This is a genomic window from Paenibacillus lentimorbus NRRL B-30488 (assembly GCF_000411595.1).
Lineage (GTDB): Bacteria > Bacillota > Bacilli > Bacillales > Bacillaceae > Bacillus > Bacillus velezensis.
The window spans coordinates 149271-171067 of sequence record NZ_ANAT01000006.1; the positions used below are offsets into that span (position 1 = coordinate 149271).

Sequence of the window (21797 nt, forward strand, 5' to 3'; positions counted from 1 at the left end):
ACGGTCTACTCTTCTAACCCTTTTTCCATAACATCATCCTTTCTTTTGTTTACACTTTTGTCACAATATTATATACGTTGGACAAAACCTCCGTTCATCTTGAAGAATAAAAACATCAAAACAACCTCTATCCTTTAACCTAAGAAAGTCTTTCTGTTCAAAGAGACGGAAAGCTTAAATGATAAAAATGAAACCCTTCTCCTTAGTTTTGTTTGATTTCCCAATTTAAGAATCCTCGAAACAAATTGAATGTAACTGTTGTTTCCATAAAAAAAGACTGCTGTTAAGCAGTCTTTTTTCCGTTTTATTTCGTGCCTGTTGATCCCAGTCCGCCCCGGTCATTGTTCCCGAGCTTGTCTACTTCGATCAGCTCCACTTCAGGCATTTTCTTCATGATTCTGAATTGACAGATCCGCTCCCCCTTGGAAATGTCGGTATCCCGAAGAGCGAATGCAGGAAAAAACCAGAAGTCATTGTCGCCTTTATATGATTCATCAATGACTCCCATTGAATTTGTCTGAATGATACCGAAATGCTTATATGTACTTGAACGCGGAACGACATGCGCCTCGTATCCTTCCGGCAGTTCCATCGCAACTCCAAGCGGGATAAGTTTGAATTCACCTTTTTTGATTGTTATATCTTCAGCTGCCCGCAGGTCAATCCAATCGCCCTGTTCAATTTTACTGATTCTCGTTTGCGTATCATCTGAATATTTAATTTTGATTTGTAAAGTCATGTTCGCTGCTCCTTTTGCTTCCCTATTTCAGTCGTATTGATGACCAATCCGTGCCCCATTATACCATTTAACTGATAAGAATGTTGATTTTGGTGTATATGCAGCCGAAGAGGTAGCACGGCGAAGACAATGAGAATAAACCTAAAATGAGGACCCCTCCTATCAGTTTTTTCCTCCATTTTCACATGACAGTTTCAATTACAATAATGTAAAGCTTTATATCCGTTCTTTCAACAGAGCTTTTTTAAATTTCGCCTCGGTTTCAAAAGGAATTTCGTTCTGAATAAAGAATTTGAAGAATAAGCGCTTAAAGGGCGCGCGATTTTTCTGTCCCCTGCCTCAGGCGCTTATATCAAAAGAAAGAGGTGTCTTTAGAATGGTTCAATTTAAAAACTTTCCTGATCCGTCTTTAAACGCCCCATTGCAGTCTCGCCCTGCACATCCCTCTGAATTGGAGCATCTCAAAGCAAGGATGCAGAATTTTATTAAGCATTCCGCAACGGATGATAATCTTGAGGTCGCAGATGCCCGGGTGACGGCGGAAGGAATGGTCACCTCACTTTTAAAAGAACGGCTTGATACAGAATACGAAATGCTTATGAATAAAATCACCCGGGAAGTGAATGTGGAGGATTACGGAGCGGTCCCTGACGGCCGGGACAATACGGAAGCCTTTCGGAGAGCGATCGGGAACGGCCGGGTCAAAGTAAATGTTCCCGCAGGAGAATTTTTGGTTCAAGGGATAAAACTCCCCTCCTGGACTACCATTTCCGGTGAGGGACAAGGGATTACCGTGCTTAAGCTTCATGAGGACACTCCCGCATACGAATGGGTCATTACTAACGATGATTACGAAAATGGAAACCGTAATATTTTTGTCCAGAACATGACTTTAGACTGGAATCCTGATCGTCAATGCGGAGTCAGGAACCCCGGAGGACAGTTTTCCAGCTGTTTAACGTTTGCTAATGTGCAATACGGCTGGATTAAGAATGTTGAAACGGTTAACGCGGGTCTTCATGGTATAGATATTACATCTCCGACTTACGATCATTTGCCTGAAACAGAATGGACGAAAGATGGCTGCCGTTATATATGGATTGATAACTGTGTGGCATACGGCGCCGGAGACGACGGCATAACCACCCATTACAGCGAATATATTTTCATTTCCAACTGCCATTCCGGAAACCCCCGCGGCACAGAGCATGCTGAGGGCAGCGCAAACTCGAACGGCATTGAAATTGACGACGGCTCTAAACATGTGTGGCTTTTAAATAACTATACGAGCGGAAATATCCGCGGGATTGAGGTAAAGGCGCACAGCCTGTGGCCGGCTTCTCAAAATGTTCATATTATCGGTCATGTTTCGTATCGTGATGTACGTTCATTTGATATTCGTCATATCGGCCATCATCAGGCCTCAGACCCCGAAAGCACGACGGCTTATGATGTTACTTTAACCGATTGCACCGCGATTGAACCGGTATTCAATGCTCTCTATGACGGTGTGACCCCGAGGGCGCTGGTCATCTCTGCCTATAAAAACGTTAATGTAAACGGATTCACAGCTATTGGTGATCCCTCATACGACTATGGCGGGAATCCAGTCGTGGCTCTTCAATACCGCAGTCAAAATATTACGATCAACGGCATTAAAATACGCGGCTTTACACAAGCCGGGGTTGACATCAATATATCCGGCGGATCTAATAAAACCGATTATGTTAAAATTTTAAATTTTGATATATACAAGTCTTCTCCTAAAGGCATCTCAATCGGCGGAGGACAATATAACGTAAATATTATGAACGGCACGATGATCGGAGACGGCGGTTCCGTCGGAATTACGTCCCCTAACAGTCAGGCTGTCATTCTCGGGGTGCAAGCGGAAGGTTACAGCGCGGCCGCATCTATAAAAGGACAGACTTATGAGCAGATCCCCGTCAATTTAAAGGGAGGCGCACAGCTCGCGACCAGCTCCGGTTTTGCATTCAACCCGACAAGCGCCGTTATTGCGGGAACAGGCGATATTACGGCCAGAGGTGACAGAAATGCGATCATCAGCTCTTCCGGAGGTTCAAGTTCTGAAGGTTCAAGGGCATTTATCGCCGCTTCAAACAATGTCCATATTACGGGCGGCAAAGTCTCCAGAACGATTCTGTCATCAGAAAGCATTACATTGGAAGAACCATACACGGTTGCCGGAGGGCATCAGTCCATCAAATGGAAACTGGATTCAGCGGGCGGCCACGGTACGTTCGCCGGAGCTGTCACCTCTTCCCTGTCAGGGTACGGAGAATATTTTGAAAGTGTAACCGGCCAGACGATTCCCACCGGGACGATCGTCACAGTGAAAGGCGAAAAATTGAACCGGCTCACGTCGGAGATTATATGCTCGGCGTCATTTCAGAAACAGCCGCTTTTATCTCAGGAGCCGCAAGCTTCGGATGGCAAAGCCGCTTTTTGAAAAATGAGTTCGGCGGTTTCATATACGAAAATGTGACTGACGAAGAAACAGGAGAAACGGTACGCGTCCCGAAACAAAACCCGGACTGCAGTCCGGCTCTTGAAGCTGACTATGAAGCACGCGCGGCCAGAGACGAATGGCATATTGTCGGACTCAACGGCCGGCATTACGTACGGGTCGACAGTACGGTCAGCCCGGGAGATTATATCACGGCTCATAACGGAATCGGGACTAAAGCCGCGGAAGGCTGGAAGGTATTGAAACTGACGGCCTTATACAGTGCTGAAAAAGGGTACGGCATTGCAATTACGGTTATCAAATAGGGTCTCAATATCAGGATCATCTCCTCTCTTTTCTATCCGGCGGGTATGATCCTGTTTTTTATACCGAATGAGATGCCTCTTTTTCAGCATACCGTTTCATTTGTCCAAGCCATCCATGCTTTCTGTCATAGAATACTACCGTCAGATGAAAAAAGGAGGAATATGAGTATGGATATGGGTATGAACGGACATTATGATCACCAGCCAAAGCAGCCTAAACAAAAGAAGAAACAAGATAAAAAGCATCTTGATTATGATTACATCGTTGTTTATAAAAGAAAATGCAAAAAATGTAAAAAATGCTGCTGACTTGACATATCAACACTTTTTACACCCGGTAAACCCCGGGTGTTTTTCTTATTATGGCGTTTCTCCGGGCTTTTTCACCCAAAATCCGGTCATCCTATCACAATACATAAAAAGACTCTATTATTTTCTTCCCTTTTCGCCTAATTAAAAGTATTTCATTTACAGAAAACAACACAAATAGAATGACATGACTTTTGAGAAAATCTACTCTTTGCTTGGTCAATTTCTCTGCGATACCATGAATTTGCAACAATTTTTAAAAATTTCCTCAGGAGGTCATAGACATGAAAATCGCCAGAACAATAGTCGGATCATGCTTAGCTTTATCTCTAACAATTCCTTTCACAGCCAGTGCCTCAGCAGCCAGTCAGTCTGAACACGCAAACGCGCCTCACGTTTCACCCGTTGCAAATCCGTTAGAAAGTAAATTACCCCAAACAGCAGGCCAAAACGTAAAAGCAGCAGGTGTTGATGCCGGGCTGAACGTAAACGTAGATGTTCTCGGAATTTCAGATCGCATTGCTGAAGCGGTTAAGTCAGATCAAAACCGAACCGGCTGGGTAAAAAATGTCATGGAAACAACATTTTACGCATCAGGACAGAAGTACAACGTCATGGTGTTCAATTTAAATCAAGAATATGAAGACCGCTTTAACGGCGTTCAATTTTACGGATCAGCCGTTTATGACGGCATTACTTACGGAATCTGGGTCTTCGAAGACGGTTCCTTTGATAACAAAGGAGACGGGGGCTGGATCAATTGGGCATTCAGAGGATGGTTCGATCGTGATAATCAGCATATTGAATTCCACAGACCTTAATACAGAGAAAACTTGCGGCAGCGCCCGCAAGTTTTTATTTTAATAACGGGATACTGCACATTTTTCACCGTTATAACGACTATACTTGAAGTGCGGGCTCCGATCGCAGCCCCGGTAAGTCTTTCAAAGTGAGGGTATGCCATGTCAAAGTCTTTAAAAATAATGTTGTGGAGCATATTGGTGTTCATCATCTTGTTAGTGATGATCGGAATCGTTTCTTACAATCAAACTCCGTCTGCAGAAAGCACAGCAAAAAGAATGCTTTACAGCGTCTAATCAATTTTAAGCCTTCATCGGCTTTTTTATTTACCGCAGAACACTTGAAGTTCTTCTATTTAGATCGTTAACGTTCCCATTCTGAATGGAGTATACGCGTATATCATCAGGCAGTCCGTTTTGATACATGGTTCCGCCCTTCGCATCTTTTTTCTCTATTCCTCATCACATTCCCTCTTTTCATGCTACTGCTCTTGAAACCAACCAATCATTTCTTCAGCCTGTTCCGTTGAATCAAAAGGGTCCAATCCTAATAGCGTGTTACATTTTCATTTTTTAAAAACAAGCCAACTGCGCATCCTCTTCGCAAATTCTCAATGTATGAGCCTATCCGTTTCTATTACAGGAAGCAGTACAATTCCTCCTTTTACTCATTTTAACGGATGGCCATGTAAAGGAAATATAGACTAAAAAACCTTTTTTCAAAAAGTAAACTAGCATCCCTATCAAACTTTTCATTTCGGCATAGTATGTATTAATCCTCTTTAGGAGGTGAGATTATATGGGATTCTCAGGTGGTTATGGTAGCTCCTTTGCGTTAATCGTGGTGCTATTCATTTTATTAATCATCGTTGGGGCTTCTTTCCTCGGCGGTTATTAAGAATCCTCTTACCTCCGCATCCATGTCAGCAGCACCTCCATGGTCGTACGGCGCCATAAATGAAATGTTTATGGCGCTCTGCTATTTTCCCCTTTTCATTCACACATTAAAACTAAAAAGATCGGCCGATGAATCAACATGCAGCCGATCAGTAATTCATAGATTATTGTGTAAGATTTACATCGATGACGTTATAGAAGGCATTGGAAGTATCCGCAACGTCCCATACCCCCAAAATGACATGATACCCGCTTCGATCAGTCGGCACAAAAATCTTATGAGTCAGATTCGTATCTGCCTTGGAACCGTCGTGGTTTACCGTTCCGATTAATTCAAATTCATCTCTTGACAAAGGTTTATTCGGATTCCAGTTTTTCTTGGTGATATAATAGTGCCACTTTGATGTCGCATGAGGAGCCGTGTAGTACCAAGTAAAGGTGTTAAAACCGCCGCGGATGTTTTGTTTTACCCAATAATCTGCAGTCTGCTTGTCTAAACCGAAGTCAATTTGTCCCGATCCCCCATTTGCAGACGCAATTCTTCCATCCGGCGGACCTGCAGCCGGAAATCCTTTCGGCCCTTCTACAGACTGAGGATTATCAATGACGGAGCCATATTTCTGCGCAGCGGCCGTCCAGCCCAATGTTTGTTTCTCTAAAGCTCCCATGTACGCTCTGCTGACGGGCTCTTTTATATACCCGTGCGCAGATGCATCACTTGAATAGAAAGCGCCTCCAATCCCAAGAGTAACAGTTAAAACTGCAGCTTTGACTAAACCCTTCATTACTGCATCATCCTCCCTCTTTTGTTAATAAAAACCTTTCGGTATATACACTTCACGATAGAGGATGAAATGACCTTCCTTTTCTTGATAGGAAAAAGCAATGAGGTTCGCGCTTTCCCCTTTGTTTTTTATAATCATAAAGAAAAAGCCGGGCCGATTCTGTTGTCGAATCCGCGATTGCCAAAAACCGGCCCGCCCCTTTTGCTCAGAACTTCATTCGCTGGATTTGCCGGTTTCTTTTCGGATAACCGGTGCTACTTCCGCTGCTAATCGTTCGATGTTTTCCGCGGCTTTTTTAAACGGCATACCTCCTATATCGATTTGCGCGAGAAATCGCTGATGCCCGAACAACTCATATTGATGCATGATTTTTTCAATGATCTGCTGTGAACTTCCCACAAATAAAGCTGTTTCTTTTCCGGACGCCCGCTCAAAATCTTCCTTCGTTAAAGGCTCATCGATCCCGTGATATGAATGAACGTGAGACCAGTAATTTGAATGATACGGGTAAAATTCTTGTATTGCCTGTTCATTCGTTTTTGAAATGAACATATGTCCGGTTACGGCAACCTTCACATTTTCCGGAGGATGACCGGCTTTAAAAGCCGCTTCTCGGTATTTGTCAACAAGCGGCTTAGATGACATCGGATCACCGCTCAGTACAGCTAATGCCAAACCCGCACCTGCACGCCCGGCTCGTTCTGCGCTTTCCGGAGTCCCCGAAACACCTAACCATAGCGGAATGCTTCCGCGAAAAGGCCGAGGAGAAATTTCTGCCTCGCGCAGCGGCGGCCGGTAACGTCCTTTCCAGGTAACCGATTTTTCCCCGGAATTTAGTTTTAAAAAAGGTTAATGTGTTCTTCAAACAGTTCTTTATAATGGCCTACGTCATAACCGAAAAGAGGAAACGAGTCTAAAAAATGCGCCCCGTCCCGCAATGATTTCCGCCCGGCCGTCTGAAATCAAATCAAGCGTTGCAAAATCCTCAAATAAACGGACGGGATCTGCGGTGGATAATACAGTCGTGGCACTGGTCAGCTTAATATTTTCAGTGATCTGTGAAATCGCTGATAAAATGGCCGGCGGTGAAGATACCGCATAATCAAGACGATGATGCTCGCCTACACCGAATACATCAAGCTCAGCGTCGTCAGCCAGTTTCGCCAGCTTCATCAATTCATCTATCCGCTGCTTTGCGCTGACTGTTTTCCCTGTCAGAGGATCGGGGTATAATTCTGCAAATGAATAAATTCCAATTTCCATACAATCACGGTGTTCAGCCCTCACATTTCTCTCCTCCTGCACTGTGTAAAAAAGCTTTTATGTTATTCTATTCAGCCGTTTTATAAATAGGAATTCATTCAAAATAAATACAGAAGCTTAACATGCAGAAGGCCGGTATAAGAGGAAAAAAAGTTTCCGGCGCCCTTCATTCTGCCCATTATACTCATGCAGCCGGACTAGGCAAGAACAAAGCCGGCACAAGCGGCTTCGAATTCATGTGTTCGTTTTCAGTCCAATTCAATCCAATCGTGATATTGATCATAAAGCTTTCCTATTCTTCCGGCATCAAGAGCAATGACTTCACACCCTCTGTCATCATATAGAAAGAAAATAATATCTTTTGTCATATTCACAAAGAAAACATCGGGATACCCAACGGAACAGCCCCCGAACCTTGGCTTCAGCGGAAAATCTTCGTGGACGGCTGCCTTAAGTAATTGAGGAATACGCAGATCTTTCCGTTTACATAATAAAGAAAACTGCTGCATTTCATATTCTTCTGCATCATCTTCTTCAAACGGACAGGGGCAGGTCTTCACCTTAATCCGATATAAATCATCCTTACACTTCAGAAACGGCTGATAAACCTTTAATTTTCTCGCGTGATTACCTTGAGTTTTATGCTTATATACGTTGGCAACAAGGAACATGTCATCACTATGTTCAAACAGCTCATTGAAAAGTGCGGCGGTTTGATGATGAACAAGCTGAAAATACTCAATATTCAAAGCACCGCTTTCATTAAATTGATACATATTGCCGCCGAGAGAAAAATGAATTCCCACGTCCCATTGATGATAAATGCCGGACACTAATTTTAAAGTCGGAAACCTTTCCTTCAGATAATCATTTATTTTCATTCAAACATCTCACTTTCCGTTTCCCGCTCCAGAGACAGAAGAAGCCGAAAACATTCCGCTTATTTCTTTTTCACCCTTGTAATATTATTCCGATTGGAATACAATGAAATAGAACACTGTGAACCCCATTGATCAGGGTGGATGCTGGTCACATTCATCCTGATCCTTTCTTTTACACAAGATCGCACCAACTTTGAACCGCTCCGTTTCCAACCTTATTCATTGATGTTACATATATTTAAATGGTATTATTTTCTTATACATAAGCATCAAGAGGTGTCAGCTTTGAACAACATCAGAAGATGAAGAGAATATTTCCGGTCTCACCGTAAAATAGGTCTTGACTCTGACCTGCTTTTCACATTTTGAGTATCAACCACTTTTCCATTCTCAAGCGCTTCTTTAAATGCATCAAAATGAATTGAACATTGCTGATTCGAATTACTTCCTGCACCTTCTGTCGCTAAACTGCAAAATGTCCATCACAATCATCCTCTCTATAATTTTACAACATTGCTATAATGATTTTCATGTTTTTCCCAACCTTCAAGCTGAATCTTTTTGATCGTTACTAGGTAACCTAAATACAAAAAAACCTGCTTTCAGCAGGGTTTTTTCAGTAAAGGAGAGGTTATTTCCCCACAAATTCTATTAACTATGTTTTTGTTTTAACCATTCTTTCTTTAGCAATGCGTATTGGTATGTGTTTTCATATTTAGGTGTTCCATCCTCGTGTGCAGTAAATGAAATAAATTCAAGAAAATAACCTTCTTTACGCATTCCTAATCTCTCACATAGTTTTTGTGACCTGCAGTTATCATCTTCAACATATGCATAAAGCCTTCTTGCTTCTTTTTGCATAAAGAGATACTCAAAGAAAGCCTTCGCACTTTCACTTGCGTATCCCATCCCTTCAAAACGGGCATTAAAATTCCAACAAACGGAATAGGTATCTGGCTCTTCTTTTAAATAAAATAGTTCTCCGACTAGATCATTACTGTCTTTTAAACAAACTGCAATATAAGAGTCATCTCGGCTTCTTTTTTGAACGTTTACGGCAGCTTCTTCTAACGTAGATATTCTGTCATCAAGAAAGCAATTCACTCTCGGATGTGCCGAATATTCCAACAGACCTTGCGCATCTTTCTCGGTAAAATTTCTTAAAATTAAGCGATGGGTTTCAATTTTTTGCATTCGCAGTCTCCTGTTTCATTGTTATCGACCTTTGAAAAGAACTTCTTCGTTTGTTGAAGAACTTATCACAATCTATTTTTACTATAATGATGGGTGTTATCATCTTTGTCAAAAACAATAATCATTCATTTGCCGCCCGCAATGTAAAGTACTGAATAATTTTCGTGAAAAACCCTCAGTATCAATATAGAAACGAGCAATAGTAATAAAACAAAGTTAAGCCATTAAAAGCTTATTGAGTATTTTTTCAAACTTATTTACGCTCATCATCTCATGAGTGAGAAATGTCCCCTTATAAAACATGCTGAAAGTCGTCCAAACTGCCGGGGATTTTTGCGCCATATCTTTTGACGTTATTCTCAGGGCCTGAAAATGAAGTCCTTTCTTTTCAGTCTGTTCCTTTAAATCCTTTAACACTCCGACTGCAAATGGGCATTGAGCTGTATAAAATATTGTGATTCCCTCTCCCTCATCATTAACGGAATTACTTTTCACCTGTTTTTTAAATACAGGAGGATGTGCATGTTCATTCCACGTCAGTGACATCAACTGAAAATAGGGTTCTGCTTCATCTTGCACAGCAAATCCCATATGCTCGAAGAAATGCTTATCACTTAAATAAGGGAGTTTTTCTTCCCTACTATATGAACTATCCCATCCATACCGCGGGATTTTGCATCTGACACACATTTTTCTAACAAGTGTTTCGCATGTCCGTTATTCTTATATTTACCTGAGACCCAAAGACAATTAATAAACATAAAATTAGGTGCGCTTACCGGGACCCACGCTTCTTCTGCAGGTAAATATTCAATAAAAACTTTGGCCCGTTCGTTTAGACGGTAGAACACCAAGCCATCACTCATCCGATCTTTGAGCCAGCTCTTCTTTTCATTTACCGCATCCTCATATTGCTTCGTACCTAATGCACAGCAAATATGATTGTCATCAATATTGTCCCTAGTCAACTCAATGTATTCCATTTTTCCTCACCCGCTTTCTTTTGGGAACATCAGCTTTACTTCCGGTGAACATTGTAATTTCTCAGAAATATAGAGTCCCAGAATCAATATATGAACGCAGCAGCAACGCTCATTATGTAATAAATGAAAATTCCCAAAACTGTGAAATCAATTGACGGATTATCTATGTGCCAGAACAAGAACACAGCTAAAAAAGCGACTGCTGTATAAATGAAAAGATGCACCAAACTAAACTTTTTAGGCTGCTTTCTTAACCATAGTTGCACAGGAACAGCAAACAAAAAGTAAGTAATGAATGCGTAAAAAGCAATGATAACTACAGTAACCAATGCAATTGGCACAAAACTCGAGTATACAAACATATATAGCCCGAAAATCAAACCATACGACAAACTTGAAAAAGCCAACGTGTAGGTATAGCTCTTTAATCTTGTTGAATTCAGCTTCAAGTCACCGCCCCGTTCATTTACTTCGCACTTACAATTATCGTAGTTTTATTGTCTATTTGTCTGTTTTAATCACTATTTGACATTCAATTTTATAATCTGTTTCTCCTGTTTCAATCTTTGTATCATCGCGGTTAACTTTATATTTCCCTCCATACAAACTTGCTGATATCGGGTGCCTTATACCACTCTTTAACTGATCGTAAATGTATTTCTTGCCTTCTTGAAAATTCTTTCGAGGAACATGTCCTACTTTGCAATCATTTACATAGACAGCTATAGCTTCCGGATCGTACTTGTTGTTCTCTTCTAACCGCAATTCACAATTTGAGAAAAGGGAATTATGATAAATAAATATCGGCTCATCAAAAGTTGATTCTAGAATCTCTTTATTTGTCATACCATCATATTTTTCATCGAAGAAAAAGCTGTCTTCATCCTCAGTCTTGATGGCTTTCTTAATATCTTTTTGATAGTGTGATGTTCCTGCAACCTTAAAGTCTATATACTCGAAAAATGCAGACTTTTCTTCATATTTCCTTGAGAAGCCTGTCTCTTGAATCAAGATTGGGAAATTTTCTTTTTTCGATACCAACTCTGTTTCGTTATTAACGCCAACAGTGTTCATATTATTATTTTTATTCTCATTTTGTTCATTTTTAACTTTGTTCTTGAAAAAGTTGAGTATACCCAAATGTACCCCTCCATTTGAAATAAAAGATTGGTTTAATCAAAAAACTCATCATCAATAAAATCATTTTCTCTTGCAAGTTTATTCGAATCCTTTTTAAAAAACCTTTGCTTCAATTTTCTTTAACTGTTAATTTTTGTTTTTGTCCTGGCATATATGACATATATAATCTCCGTTGTTTGATAAATGAATAAGTAATTTATCGACACCTGACCTTTTGCAGATACACATCCTGTGCTGACCATCACTAAACGAAATATGACCGCAAGCATTTACGCTTGCATATATTCCTGAATGTTTTTATGCATGTCCGGTTTTATGTAGTGCGCAGCCAATCTTCTGCATTTTAATGCATATTCATGCTCTTCGCCTTCTAAAGCATTAAATTCCTTATCAGTTAAATCTAAGGAGCACTTTCCTGTTCTAACTTTATAACAGTCATGTTTACTTAGCCTAAAATAAAAAGAATGTTTCGTAGGATTTATTAACTGATCCAACCTGATCCCCTTCTCTTTAAAAGAATGATTTTATGCAACTCCTTAAAGTTTGTATTTCGTTACTTTTATTGTAACTTTAGTATACTATGATTACTTTTAATTATCAGTATACCCATAAAAAAGGTCAAGGAAATACCTTGACTGTGTATCGCTCACCAATCTGCATCCGGCTCATCGTGTTCGAATCCGTAAAAGCCTTTAATCCACACATCTCCGCAGCCTGCTTCTTTTGTGATCAATAAGTAATGATTTCTGATTGCATCACCTTATCAGCCGATCTCAAGTTCAAATGATTACCCGTGAAATTCTTTTCACTAAAGGTAAAATCATATCCTGCCAGTGTAATTCTCTGCAGTGCAAGTCAAATATCTATAGAAAGATTATGACCACAAAAGCAAAGCATTCTGTGCATTTGGAGACAAACCCCCATTTAAACACCATTCGGATGACAAATCATCCGTAGAATCCTCCCTTCATAGCTCCCTCAATTTTTGTAGAGACACTTGCCTGCAAAAATGTAAGGGTTTTCAAAATAAGAGCAGTATGCTAAATTGTAAGATAAGTAAAAATTTTCTGCTAATATTTGAAAGGGGTGTATGATTTGAAAGCTGTAGTAGCAACAAAAGACAAAAGTATAGCGATCGTACAAAAAGAATTACGTCCTTTGCGACATGGTGAAGCCAAAGTTAAGATGGAATACTGCGGTGTATGTCATACTGACTTGCATGTTAAAAATGCTGATTTCGGGGATGTTACCGGCGTCACTTTAGGTCATGAGGGAATAGGCATTGTGACTGAGATTGGTGAAGGCGTAACAAGCCTGAAAAAAGGTGACCGCGTCTCTATTGCCTGGATGTTTGAAAGCTGCGGCTGCTGTGAATATTGCTTAACTGGCCGGGAAACTTTGTGCCGGGATGTAAAAAATGCCGGATATACAGTTGACGGCGCAATGGCTGAAGAAGCAATCGTAGCGGTTGATTATGCAATAAAGGTGCCGGAAAATTTAGATCCTGCAGCAGCAAGCAGCATTACTTGTGCAGGTGTAACAACTTATAAAGCGGTTAAAGTCAGTGAAATTAAACCAGGTCAATGGATCGGTGTATTTGGAGTCGGCGGTTTAGGCAACTTGGCTGTTCAATATGCAAAAAACGTCTTTAACGCTAAAGTGATTGCTTTCGACATTAGCGATGAAAAATTGAATTTTGCTAAGAGCTTAGGCGCTGATGCGGTTGTAAACAGTTTAAACGAAGACCCCGTCGCTAAGGCAAAAGAAGTGACTAACGATTTAGGGCTTGATGCTGTGGTCATCACGGCTGTCTCTAAAACCCCTTTCAATCAAGCGATTGATGTTGTAAAAGCAGGAGCCCGTGTAGTCGCAGTCGGTTTACCGGTGGACAAAATGGATTTAGATATTCCACGTCTTGTGTTAGATGGAATTCAGGTAGTAGGTTCATTAGTAGGTACCAGAGAAGACCTGAAGGAAGCTTTTCAATTTGCTGCGGACGGTAAAGTTGTACCTAAAGTGACAAAACGCCCGATCGAAGATGTGAATGATATTTTTGAAGAAATGGAGCAAGGTAAAGTGACCGGCCGCATGGTTATCGATTTTACTTCCTAATCATTAAGGCTGCCGGGAATGATACGGCAGCCTTTAATCTCTATTCTTGCTCAGCGCCCCACCCAGACTGAATAAGACTTTGTCATTTAGTTCAGAAAAGAAACTTTACAGACCATTCGGCGGACATACATTTTGCAAGTACTGCCTGGACTAACCCTGATACCAATATAATTCCAGGTCATTCATTGCCGAAGCGTAGCTGTTATGAGGAAACCCACCAGAGGTTCCTCATAACACTAAAAACCTACTCACTGCACTTTTTACAGCAGACCTTATCAGAGTGTTTGCTTAACACTTTGTCCATTCTACCCACAGGCATCTTCTTCTCACTCGGAAGTGTAAGATAAGCTGTTATCTCATCCCCTGATTTTAATGTTTTTCCGCAGATAGAGCATTTTAACTCAGTATTAAAGAAATTTTTTAATCCCATTCAGAAGCCTCCTTATTTACCTTTATAAAGTAATACGTTAATGCTTTATAAAAGTTTCACGTTAAAGAAATACTCCTTGCCTGGGAATATACTTCGTTTCAGTTGATCCGCAGCCGCCCTGGTCATCGTTATACCTCACTCAATCAGGCAGCTTCTTCCTTATATCCTCTACGACATTAAATGCGGGGAAAACGTTCATTCAAGAATTCAGCGTTAACCAAAAAGGAGAATACATCCTGAAATATGATAGCGGCACCGGTGATAGTGTCGATGGTTTCTTTAGATCTGTTGAGATCTAAATTCCGTTAGGAAAGTCGGCAGTTTTGCCGGACTTTCTTTTACAATCATTCTGCAGGAATAAAGGTAAAGTGTCGAATAAACATATGACCGTTTTGAAACGGAACTTTATCGGCATCACAAACCCTCAAGCAGCCTCCTTGTATCGTACCTTGCGTCCCTTTGTGATTTGTTTTGATTTGTCGTATACTGCGCTTGCCCGGGAAATGATGAATATTTTCGTTAACTATGATTTCCCTGTACCTCTTCGTATGTGGCTCTGCATGATGAAGTAACGTCATGGCTCACCACTTTCATACACAGTTTTATTGCATGTTGAGCCATATCCCCTCTTTAAACAGCAACCGTCCCATCCATTTCTCTCTTTCAGTTAACTTCCCATTATTTCATATTCTTAGAAGCTCTTCATTTTAGACTTAATATCCATTTTTTCTTATTTAGACTTAAATCTATGTCGAAATTTATCATCCGGCATATTATGTACTATCCTAACAACAGGAGGTGGCAATAATATGGGGAACTACGGTGGAAATTACGGTGGAAGTTCTTTCGTATTGATCGTTGTGCTGTTCATTTTGTTAATCATTGTAGGTGCTGCATTCCTTTTCTAGCACATTGACGATTTATATTCGTCTCCCAAACATTGCATCCCTTAGTTCGGACAGACGCCATAAGAAGTTTTATGGCGTTTTTACTTTTTAAAAAAATCATCTAAGATAAACATTTTTTATTTTTACTCTGGTAAGCGGGAGAGTTTCCTCCCCTGCCTGCGCCAATATTGCCACTATGAAGAATAAAGCGAACAATCCCTAAATAGTTGTTAAAAAACTAAGGCGTTTTTAATTCATCAGAATTACAGATGTTGTGGACTTAAAAAGGATATTACTCACCTTTATAAAGTTGTCATTCGTTAGATTTAGTCACTGAATCTTTTTTGTAAGGGTCCGCCCACAAAATACGGTGTTCACACATTAAATCATTTTCACATAAAAAAACCGGATTCCTCTTCTAAGAGGTTCCGGCTTTTCTTATTGTTCGGTCTTTGTCAGTTAAAATGCAGGAAAATATACGGTGACGTTCTGCACACACCCGCTATTATAATATTTCAATAGAGCCTTCTGTTCCATGAACGCGGATTCGCTGACCATCTTTTATCAATTGGGTTGCATTTTCAACTCCAACAACTGCAGGTAAGCCGTATTCACGCGCGATAACCGCTCCATGGGTCATCAGTCCGCCAACTTCAGTGACCAGGCCTTTTATGGATACAAACAATGGTGTCCAGCTGGGATCAGTGTAGGAGGTAACTAATATATCTCCATCTTCCAAATCGGCATCTTCCATGTTTAAAATAACCCGTGCCCGGCCCTCTATGACTCCCGAGGAAACGGGCAGCCCGGCAATCGCTCCGGCCGGGAGATTTTCTCGTTTGTACTCGCCTGTAACGATTTCACCGTCAGACGTGATAACACGCGGCGGAGATAGTTTTTCATATACTTTGTACTCGCCTTTTCGTGTGCTGATGATTTGGTAATCCAATTTATTTGTGCGTACGACTTCCTGAAGTTCTTCAAAAGTGAGATAGTATATGTCTTCTTTTTCATGAATAACCCCCGCTTTTGCGAGTTGTTCGGCTTCTTTCAGTAAAGCCTGCTTATAAACGAAGTAGCGGCTGACCATGCCGTATTTTGGATATTCTCTGAACCCGCTGAAGTTCCGGATGATTTGGATCATTCGTTTAGTTTCTTTGGCTTTTGTTCACCATCCGGTAATTGCTTCAATCGGTCTAATAACTCTTGTTCTTTCTTCAACGCCTCCTGCCGCCCTTGCTCAAATTTCCGCTGGCTGGCATTTGACTCAAAGTTTTTGAGATTATTAAGAATCATAGGGACAAGTGCAATTGGTTTTTCGCTCCATCGAGTTCTTGTGATATCAATTTCTCCGGCACATCGCATTCCGTACTTGTTGAGATAAGCATAGATAGCGTCATGGGTTTCCTGCCCGCCTTCAAACTTCACCAGCCCATCCAAAAAGTGATCATCTTTTACATTCTCTAAATAGGCAATTACTTCTGGATAAGGACGGATCACATCGGCGACGTCCAATAGCGCAAGCCCCATTTCTGAAGTAATATTATGAGGTACAGATTGAGAAAGCGTATCTGCTGCGTTTTTTTCACCTAACCACTCGTTCATTTTTTCGTTAATCCATGATGAAGCATCCATTGCAGTTCGAATCAATACCGAACTTTTTGGATTAAATAAAATATTCTTTAATTCCTGGATATCTTCCAAAATAAAACGAAATAAATCAGATCCTGATTTCGTCTGGATGTTTTGTTTTAGCTCTTCTATCGATGCCTGACTGCTCTTAATCAAATCAGAAACAATTGCCGGATCGTTTTCAGCTTGATCCGGCATATCTGCATTGCCTTTGCCGGGAATCGGCGCCGTTTTATCATGTATCGGCTTAATGAAATCATGCCGCTCTATTATGGTCATAAGTGCATCTTTTAAGAGCGGATCGTGCTGCCCCATGCCTTTTAAGAAAACTTCTCTGACATTAGGGGATGCCAGTTGATGTGTGACATCAACGAATAGCCTTCCGCCGGCTTTACGCATAGGTGCAGCAGTCGTTAACAGAAAAAAAGACAATCCAAGGGGTTTTATGGGATCCGTCATCATTTGCTGATGACCGACAGAGATATAGACGTGATTTTCTTGATCGTGCGCTTCAGGAACGGGGTATAACGTTGTGATCGGACGACTTTGGACAATATAAAAAGTATCGCGGTCCAAACACCATTCGATATCTTGCGGCTGGCCGAAATGAGCTTCGATCTGTCTCCCGATACGTGCCAGCTGTAAAATTTGTTCATCAGTCAGTGTTTGAATCTTTTGCTGATCAAGAGCGATCTCCTGTGTTTCTGTTCCGCCTTCTTTTCGTCCATAGATAGCCAATTTTTTAGTTTCTATTCTCTTATCGACGATTTGCCCGTCCTGTACTTTATAACAATCGGCAGAGACTAAGCCGGAGACAAGTGCTTCACCAAGTCCAAAACCGGCATCAATGGATAGCAGCTTTCGGTTTTCGGTCATCGGATCAGCGGTAAATAAAATCCCCGAAGCCTGAGGGAACACCATCCTTTGGATGATAACGGATAAATAAACTTGGCTGTGATCAAATCCATTTTGCATACGGTAAATGACCGCGCGATCCGTAAATAGGGACGCCCAACATTTACTGATATGCTGCAAGATCGCATCGACGCCGGTAATATTTAAATAGGTGTCTTGTTGACCGGCGAAAGAGGCATGCGGTAAATCCTCAGCTGTCGCACTGGAACGTACGGCATAGGCATGTTCTTCACCGAACCGGGAGAGATGGCAAGCGACTGCTTTGACTACATCTGAAGGAATTTCTGCTTCCATAATGGTTTGCCGGATTTTTTTGCTGACTTCACCAATTTGATCGCGATTCTCCGCTTTCAGCATGGTCAGTTGATCCAACAGCGCTTGTAACGTTTCGTTTTGTTCAATGGCTTTTTGATATCCTGCGGTTGTGACACAAAATCCTTCCGGTACTTGTATTCCTTGAATTTTTGATAATTCCCCTATATGTAACCCTTTTCCTCCAACGAGCAAAGGCTGTGTTTTTTCAATTTCGTGAATGCCGAGAACCAAAGAACTCATTCTATATCTCCCCTTCAAAAAAATTTGACAAGAGCTTTTCAGCATGATATAATCATAATATAAGATGGATAACTATGAACTTTCACACAAAAAGCGCGCGTGTTCTGATTATATCACCGTGTCTGTTTTTGTGCAATATAAAAAGAACCTGGCCAATTTGGCGAGGTTCTTTCTTCATTTTCTAAGGAACTCCTGAAGTTGAGTGATACCTGCGAATCCATTGCAGAAAGGCTATCTCCACGGATTCAAGAAACAGGAAAATCTCAATAATAAAAAACATCCCACTCACGCAATGTGAGGGGATGTTTTGTGTGTATACTTCTCAATTCATCGTCATATGAGTTTAGACTGATGCAGTCACAACTTACAAGAATGCTTATCAGTTTCCTTCAATAGCTAACACATTTGAAATTACATTAGCGCTGCCGTTGCTTTGATATCCCTCAACTGACCTCCTGAAAATTAGGTTTGTCGAAAGCTCTTTAAAGCTGTATTGAGATCTTTTGTGTGAACGTAAATGTTCTTATACAACTCGAATAGTGTTTTATATTTTTGAACATTTTGTTCTTTTGGATAAAATGCAGCTGCTTCATGAATGAACTGCTCTGCACATTCTTCAAGAGAGTCAAACCACCCGCTTCCGAAGGCAGCTAACATCGCAGCCCCCATGGCCGGACCTTGTTCATTTTCTAACTTAACCACCCTCGTATTGAAAATATCAGCCTGCATTTGAAGCCACGTTTCATTTTTAGCTCCCCCGCCAATAGAGACAACCGTATCAACTGATTTTCCCGCTTCGCGGAATAGCTCAATTGATTCATATAAAGAGAATGTGATGCCTTCCATTATCGCCCTCAAAAAGTGCTCTCTTTTATGGGCTCCGTCCATTCCGATCAAGCTTCCCCGAATAGATGAATCAGCATGCGGCGTTCTTTCACCGACCAAGTAAGGAGTGTACAGCAGTCCGTTTGCTCCTATCGGAACAGATTCCACGCCCTGCAATAATTGTTCAAACGATTCGTTCGGCGCAAACGTTCTTTTAAACCAGTCCAAGCTGTACCCTGCAGCAAGCGTGACACCCATCGTATAAAAAGAATCCTTCTTTCCATGATTAAAAAAGTGCACTTTCCCTTTAAAGTCCCTTTCTTTGTCTTCTTCACAGGAAAGTATGACTCCTGACGTCCCGATACTGCATAATGTTTTTCCCGAAGAAAGAATACCGGCTCCGACAGCACCGCAAGCATTATCTGCTCCCCCAGCGTATACTTTTGTTTTTTCGAGCAGCCCTGTCTTCGCCGCAACGCTCGGAAGCAGCGATCCTACACAGTCATGGGATTCAACCAGCGGAGGACAAATTTCTGCTGAAATACCAAATTGATTGCAAATCTCATCGCTCCACTCTTTGCGGGTCATATGTAAAAGTAACGTTCCTGCCGCATCGGAGTATTCGGTGTGAACGGCGCCGGTCATGCGGAATCTCACATAGTCTTTCGGAAGCAGAAAAACAGCGGTTTTGTTAAAAAGTTCAGGCTCATGTTCCTTCACCCATAACATTTTAGGTAATGTAAACCCTTCAAGGACACGATTTTTTGTGATATCAAGCAGATGATCGCCAAATGTCTCGGTTATCCTGCTGCATTGAGGCGTCGTTCTAGTATCATTCCAAAGAATCGCATGACGCAGCACCTGCCGATCTTGATCAAGCAGTACTAACCCATGCATTTGTCCTGAATAGCTAATCCCGTCAATATCTCCGGCTTGAACGTTGGATATCGAAATCAATTCAGCCAATGCTTCAATTGTTTGCTGCACCCAGTCTTCAGGATTTTGCTCACTATATCCCGCCTTCTCTTGGATGAGCGGATAACTTTTGGACGCTTCTGCACAAACCTTGCCGTTTTGATTGATTAAAATGGTTTTAACGGCACTCGTTCCAAGGTCTATTCCAATGACATACTTCATTTTTTCACTCCTTCCTCTCTAAATAGATCCCCATTGAAATGACCCGCCATAACAGTAACTTCATGACGGGCAATTGGGAACTTGGCTGCCTGCATCTTTTTACAGCGGGATCTGGAACTTCTTTTTTCATTTGTTATACCTGTAAAATGTATTGGTTTAATATCGCTTTTAACCGTTCCTGTCTCCCTGATTCGTTTTTAATTGGCTGATTGTTCAGCGCATATTGCTCAAGCGTCTTAAAATCAGCTCTTCCTTCTGCAATTTCAAGACCAATCCCTTCAGTAAAGCTGCGGTAACGGTGTTGAATCACATCTTCAAACACACGATCTTCGATTAACTTGTGTGCGACTTTCAATCCTCTTGCAAATGTATCCATCCCTGCAACATGGGCATATAGTAAATCATCAGGCTCAAAAGAAGATCTCCTGACCTTTGCGTCAAAGTTTAATCCTCCGCTTCCAAGACCGCCATTTTGCAGGATTTCGTACATTGCTAATGTCGCAGAATATAAATCTGTCGGAAATTCATCTGTGTCCCAGCCTAAAAGCGGATCACCCTGATTCGCGTCAACAGAGCCAAGAAGGCCATGCACTCTCGCCATGCGTAATTCATGTTCGAATGTATGCCCGGCTAATGTGGCATGGTTGGCTTCGAGATTTAATTTAAAATGATTGTCTAAGCCGTATTGCTTTAAAAGGCAATGGTTGTTGCTGCGTCCGTATCATATTGATGGGTGGTCGGCTCTTTTGGTTTTGGTTCAATCAAAAACTGCCCTGTATACCCGATTTCCTTCGCATAATCCACTGCCATATGCATAAATCTGGCCATATTATCAAGCTCAAATTTTAAATCGGTATTTAACAAAGTTTCGTACCCTTCACGTCCGCCCCAAAATACATAGTTCTCAGCGCCAAGCTCTTTTGCTGTTTCTAATCCTTTTTTACTTGGGCTGCGGCATACGCAAATACATCTGCATTACAAGAAGTCGCGGCACCATGGACGAAACGGGGATTCGTGAACATATTTGCAGTATTCCATAATAGCTTAACGCTGCTTGTTCTCATGTACTCTTTTATCATGTCCACGATTATATCCAGATTTTGATTCGTCTCTTTTAACGTACTTCCTTCCGGTGCGATATCCCGGTCATGAAAAGCAAAAAATGGCGCATCCAGTTTTTCAAACATCTCAAACGCTGCATCTACCCTCGCTCTCGCCAGATCCATGCCTTTATAGTGATCCCACGGTCTCTGCATCGTAGCTGCGCCAAACATGTCTGTGCCGTCAGCGGTAAATGTATGCCAATAGGCAATAGAAAATCGCAGATGCTCTTTCATTGTCTTTTCGCCGATTACTTCTTGAGGATTATAATATTTAAATGCTAAAGGATTAGTGGAATCTTTCCCTTCGTAAATCACTTTGTTTACGCTTTCAAAATAGCCGACTGAACCAGAATGAGAGTGAGCCATGTGTGATTTCCCCCTTAAAAATAAATTCTAAACATGATCATTCAAATACAG

Annotated in this window: 14 protein-coding genes and 5 pseudogenes; 6 read left to right on the top strand and 13 right to left on the bottom strand. The window is 41.3% G+C overall.

Annotated features, from left to right (window positions below; translation table 11 throughout):
* Positions 1-304: 304 nt before the first annotated feature.
* Positions 305-739 carry a dUTP diphosphatase gene (locus tag D368_RS03660; RefSeq protein WP_003154017.1) on the bottom strand — a complete coding sequence of 145 codons (435 nt, stop codon included), beginning with the start codon at positions 737-739 and terminating at the stop codon, positions 305-307.
* 376 nt (positions 740-1115) lie between these two features.
* On the opposite strand from D368_RS03660, the pseudogene D368_RS03665 reads away from it, so the two are divergent.
* The 4 genes and pseudogenes from D368_RS03665 (at position 1116) to D368_RS03680 (ending at position 5539) form a co-directional block, all read left to right on the top strand.
* Positions 1116-3532: pseudogene (locus D368_RS03665) on the top strand (peptidase G2 autoproteolytic cleavage domain-containing protein).
* Positions 3533-3700: 168 nt separating this feature from the next.
* Positions 3701-3841: a hypothetical protein gene (locus D368_RS19885; RefSeq protein ID WP_166706227.1), complete on the top strand. Its 141-nt coding sequence runs from the start codon at positions 3701-3703 to the stop codon at positions 3839-3841.
* Between the two features lie 284 nt (positions 3842-4125).
* Positions 4126-4662: a hypothetical protein gene (locus D368_RS03670; protein ID WP_017417867.1), complete on the top strand. Its 537-nt coding sequence runs from the start codon at positions 4126-4128 to the stop codon at positions 4660-4662.
* A gap of 778 nt (positions 4663-5440) precedes the next feature.
* A complete protein-coding gene (locus tag D368_RS03680; protein ID WP_003154022.1) occupies positions 5441-5539 on the top strand; it encodes a YjcZ family sporulation protein in 99 nt (32 codons plus the stop codon).
* 163 nt (positions 5540-5702) lie between these two features.
* Here D368_RS03680 and D368_RS03685 read toward each other — a convergent pair whose 3' ends face one another.
* The 8 genes and pseudogenes from D368_RS03685 to D368_RS03720 form a co-directional block, all read right to left on the bottom strand.
* Positions 5703-6323, bottom strand: coding sequence for a lytic polysaccharide monooxygenase auxiliary activity family 9 protein (locus D368_RS03685; RefSeq protein ID WP_003154023.1), 621 nt, complete (start codon positions 6321-6323; stop codon positions 5703-5705).
* A 213-nt stretch (positions 6324-6536) separates the two neighbouring features.
* Positions 6537-7586 (bottom strand): annotated as a pseudogene (locus D368_RS03690) (LLM class flavin-dependent oxidoreductase).
* A 248-nt stretch (positions 7587-7834) separates the two neighbouring features.
* The gene (locus D368_RS03695) at positions 7835-8467 is read right to left on the bottom strand and encodes a DUF3885 domain-containing protein (RefSeq protein WP_128574574.1); all 633 of its coding nucleotides are present in this window, start codon (positions 8465-8467) and stop codon (positions 7835-7837) included.
* Between the two features lie 651 nt (positions 8468-9118).
* Positions 9119-9661: a GNAT family N-acetyltransferase gene (locus tag D368_RS03700; protein ID WP_077722376.1), complete on the bottom strand. Its 543-nt coding sequence runs from the start codon at positions 9659-9661 to the stop codon at positions 9119-9121.
* Between the two features lie 216 nt (positions 9662-9877).
* Positions 9878-10644 (bottom strand): annotated as a pseudogene (locus D368_RS03705) (GNAT family N-acetyltransferase).
* An 83-nt stretch (positions 10645-10727) separates the two neighbouring features.
* Positions 10728-11093, bottom strand: a complete 366-nt coding sequence (locus tag D368_RS03710) for a UPF0715 family protein (RefSeq protein WP_128574575.1) — start codon at positions 11091-11093, stop codon at positions 10728-10730.
* A gap of 52 nt (positions 11094-11145) precedes the next feature.
* Positions 11146-11784 (bottom strand): HIRAN domain-containing protein, encoded by a 639-nt coding sequence (locus D368_RS03715; RefSeq protein WP_071391788.1) that lies wholly within the window; start codon positions 11782-11784, stop codon positions 11146-11148.
* 269 nt (positions 11785-12053) lie between these two features.
* A complete protein-coding gene (locus D368_RS03720; RefSeq protein ID WP_128574576.1) occupies positions 12054-12278 on the bottom strand; it encodes a hypothetical protein in 225 nt (74 codons plus the stop codon).
* Between the two features lie 601 nt (positions 12279-12879).
* Here D368_RS03720 and adhP point away from each other — a divergent pair.
* Positions 12880-13896 carry an alcohol dehydrogenase AdhP gene (gene adhP / locus D368_RS03725; protein ID WP_020955863.1) on the top strand — a complete coding sequence of 339 codons (1017 nt, stop codon included), beginning with the start codon at positions 12880-12882 and terminating at the stop codon, positions 13894-13896.
* Positions 13897-14140: 244 nt separating this feature from the next.
* On the opposite strand, the gene D368_RS03730 is transcribed toward adhP, so the two are convergent.
* Entirely contained in the window at positions 14141-14326 is a 186-nt protein-coding gene (locus tag D368_RS03730; protein WP_003154035.1) for a hypothetical protein, read from the bottom strand.
* An 809-nt stretch (positions 14327-15135) separates the two neighbouring features.
* Here D368_RS03730 and D368_RS03735 point away from each other — a divergent pair.
* Positions 15136-15234, top strand: coding sequence for a YjcZ family sporulation protein (locus D368_RS03735; protein ID WP_003154037.1), 99 nt, complete (start codon positions 15136-15138; stop codon positions 15232-15234).
* Positions 15235-15718: 484 nt separating this feature from the next.
* On the opposite strand, the pseudogene ppsA reads toward D368_RS03735, so the two are convergent.
* The 3 genes and pseudogenes from ppsA to xylA form a co-directional block, all read right to left on the bottom strand.
* Positions 15719-18315: pseudogene (gene ppsA / locus D368_RS03745) on the bottom strand (phosphoenolpyruvate synthase).
* Positions 18316-18777: 462 nt separating this feature from the next.
* Positions 18778-20277 carry a xylulokinase gene (gene xylB / locus D368_RS03750; protein ID WP_071391790.1) on the bottom strand — a complete coding sequence of 500 codons (1500 nt, stop codon included), beginning with the start codon at positions 20275-20277 and terminating at the stop codon, positions 18778-18780.
* A 133-nt stretch (positions 20278-20410) separates the two neighbouring features.
* Positions 20411-21746, bottom strand: a pseudogene (gene xylA / locus D368_RS03755) (xylose isomerase).
* Positions 21747-21797 lie beyond the last annotated feature (51 nt).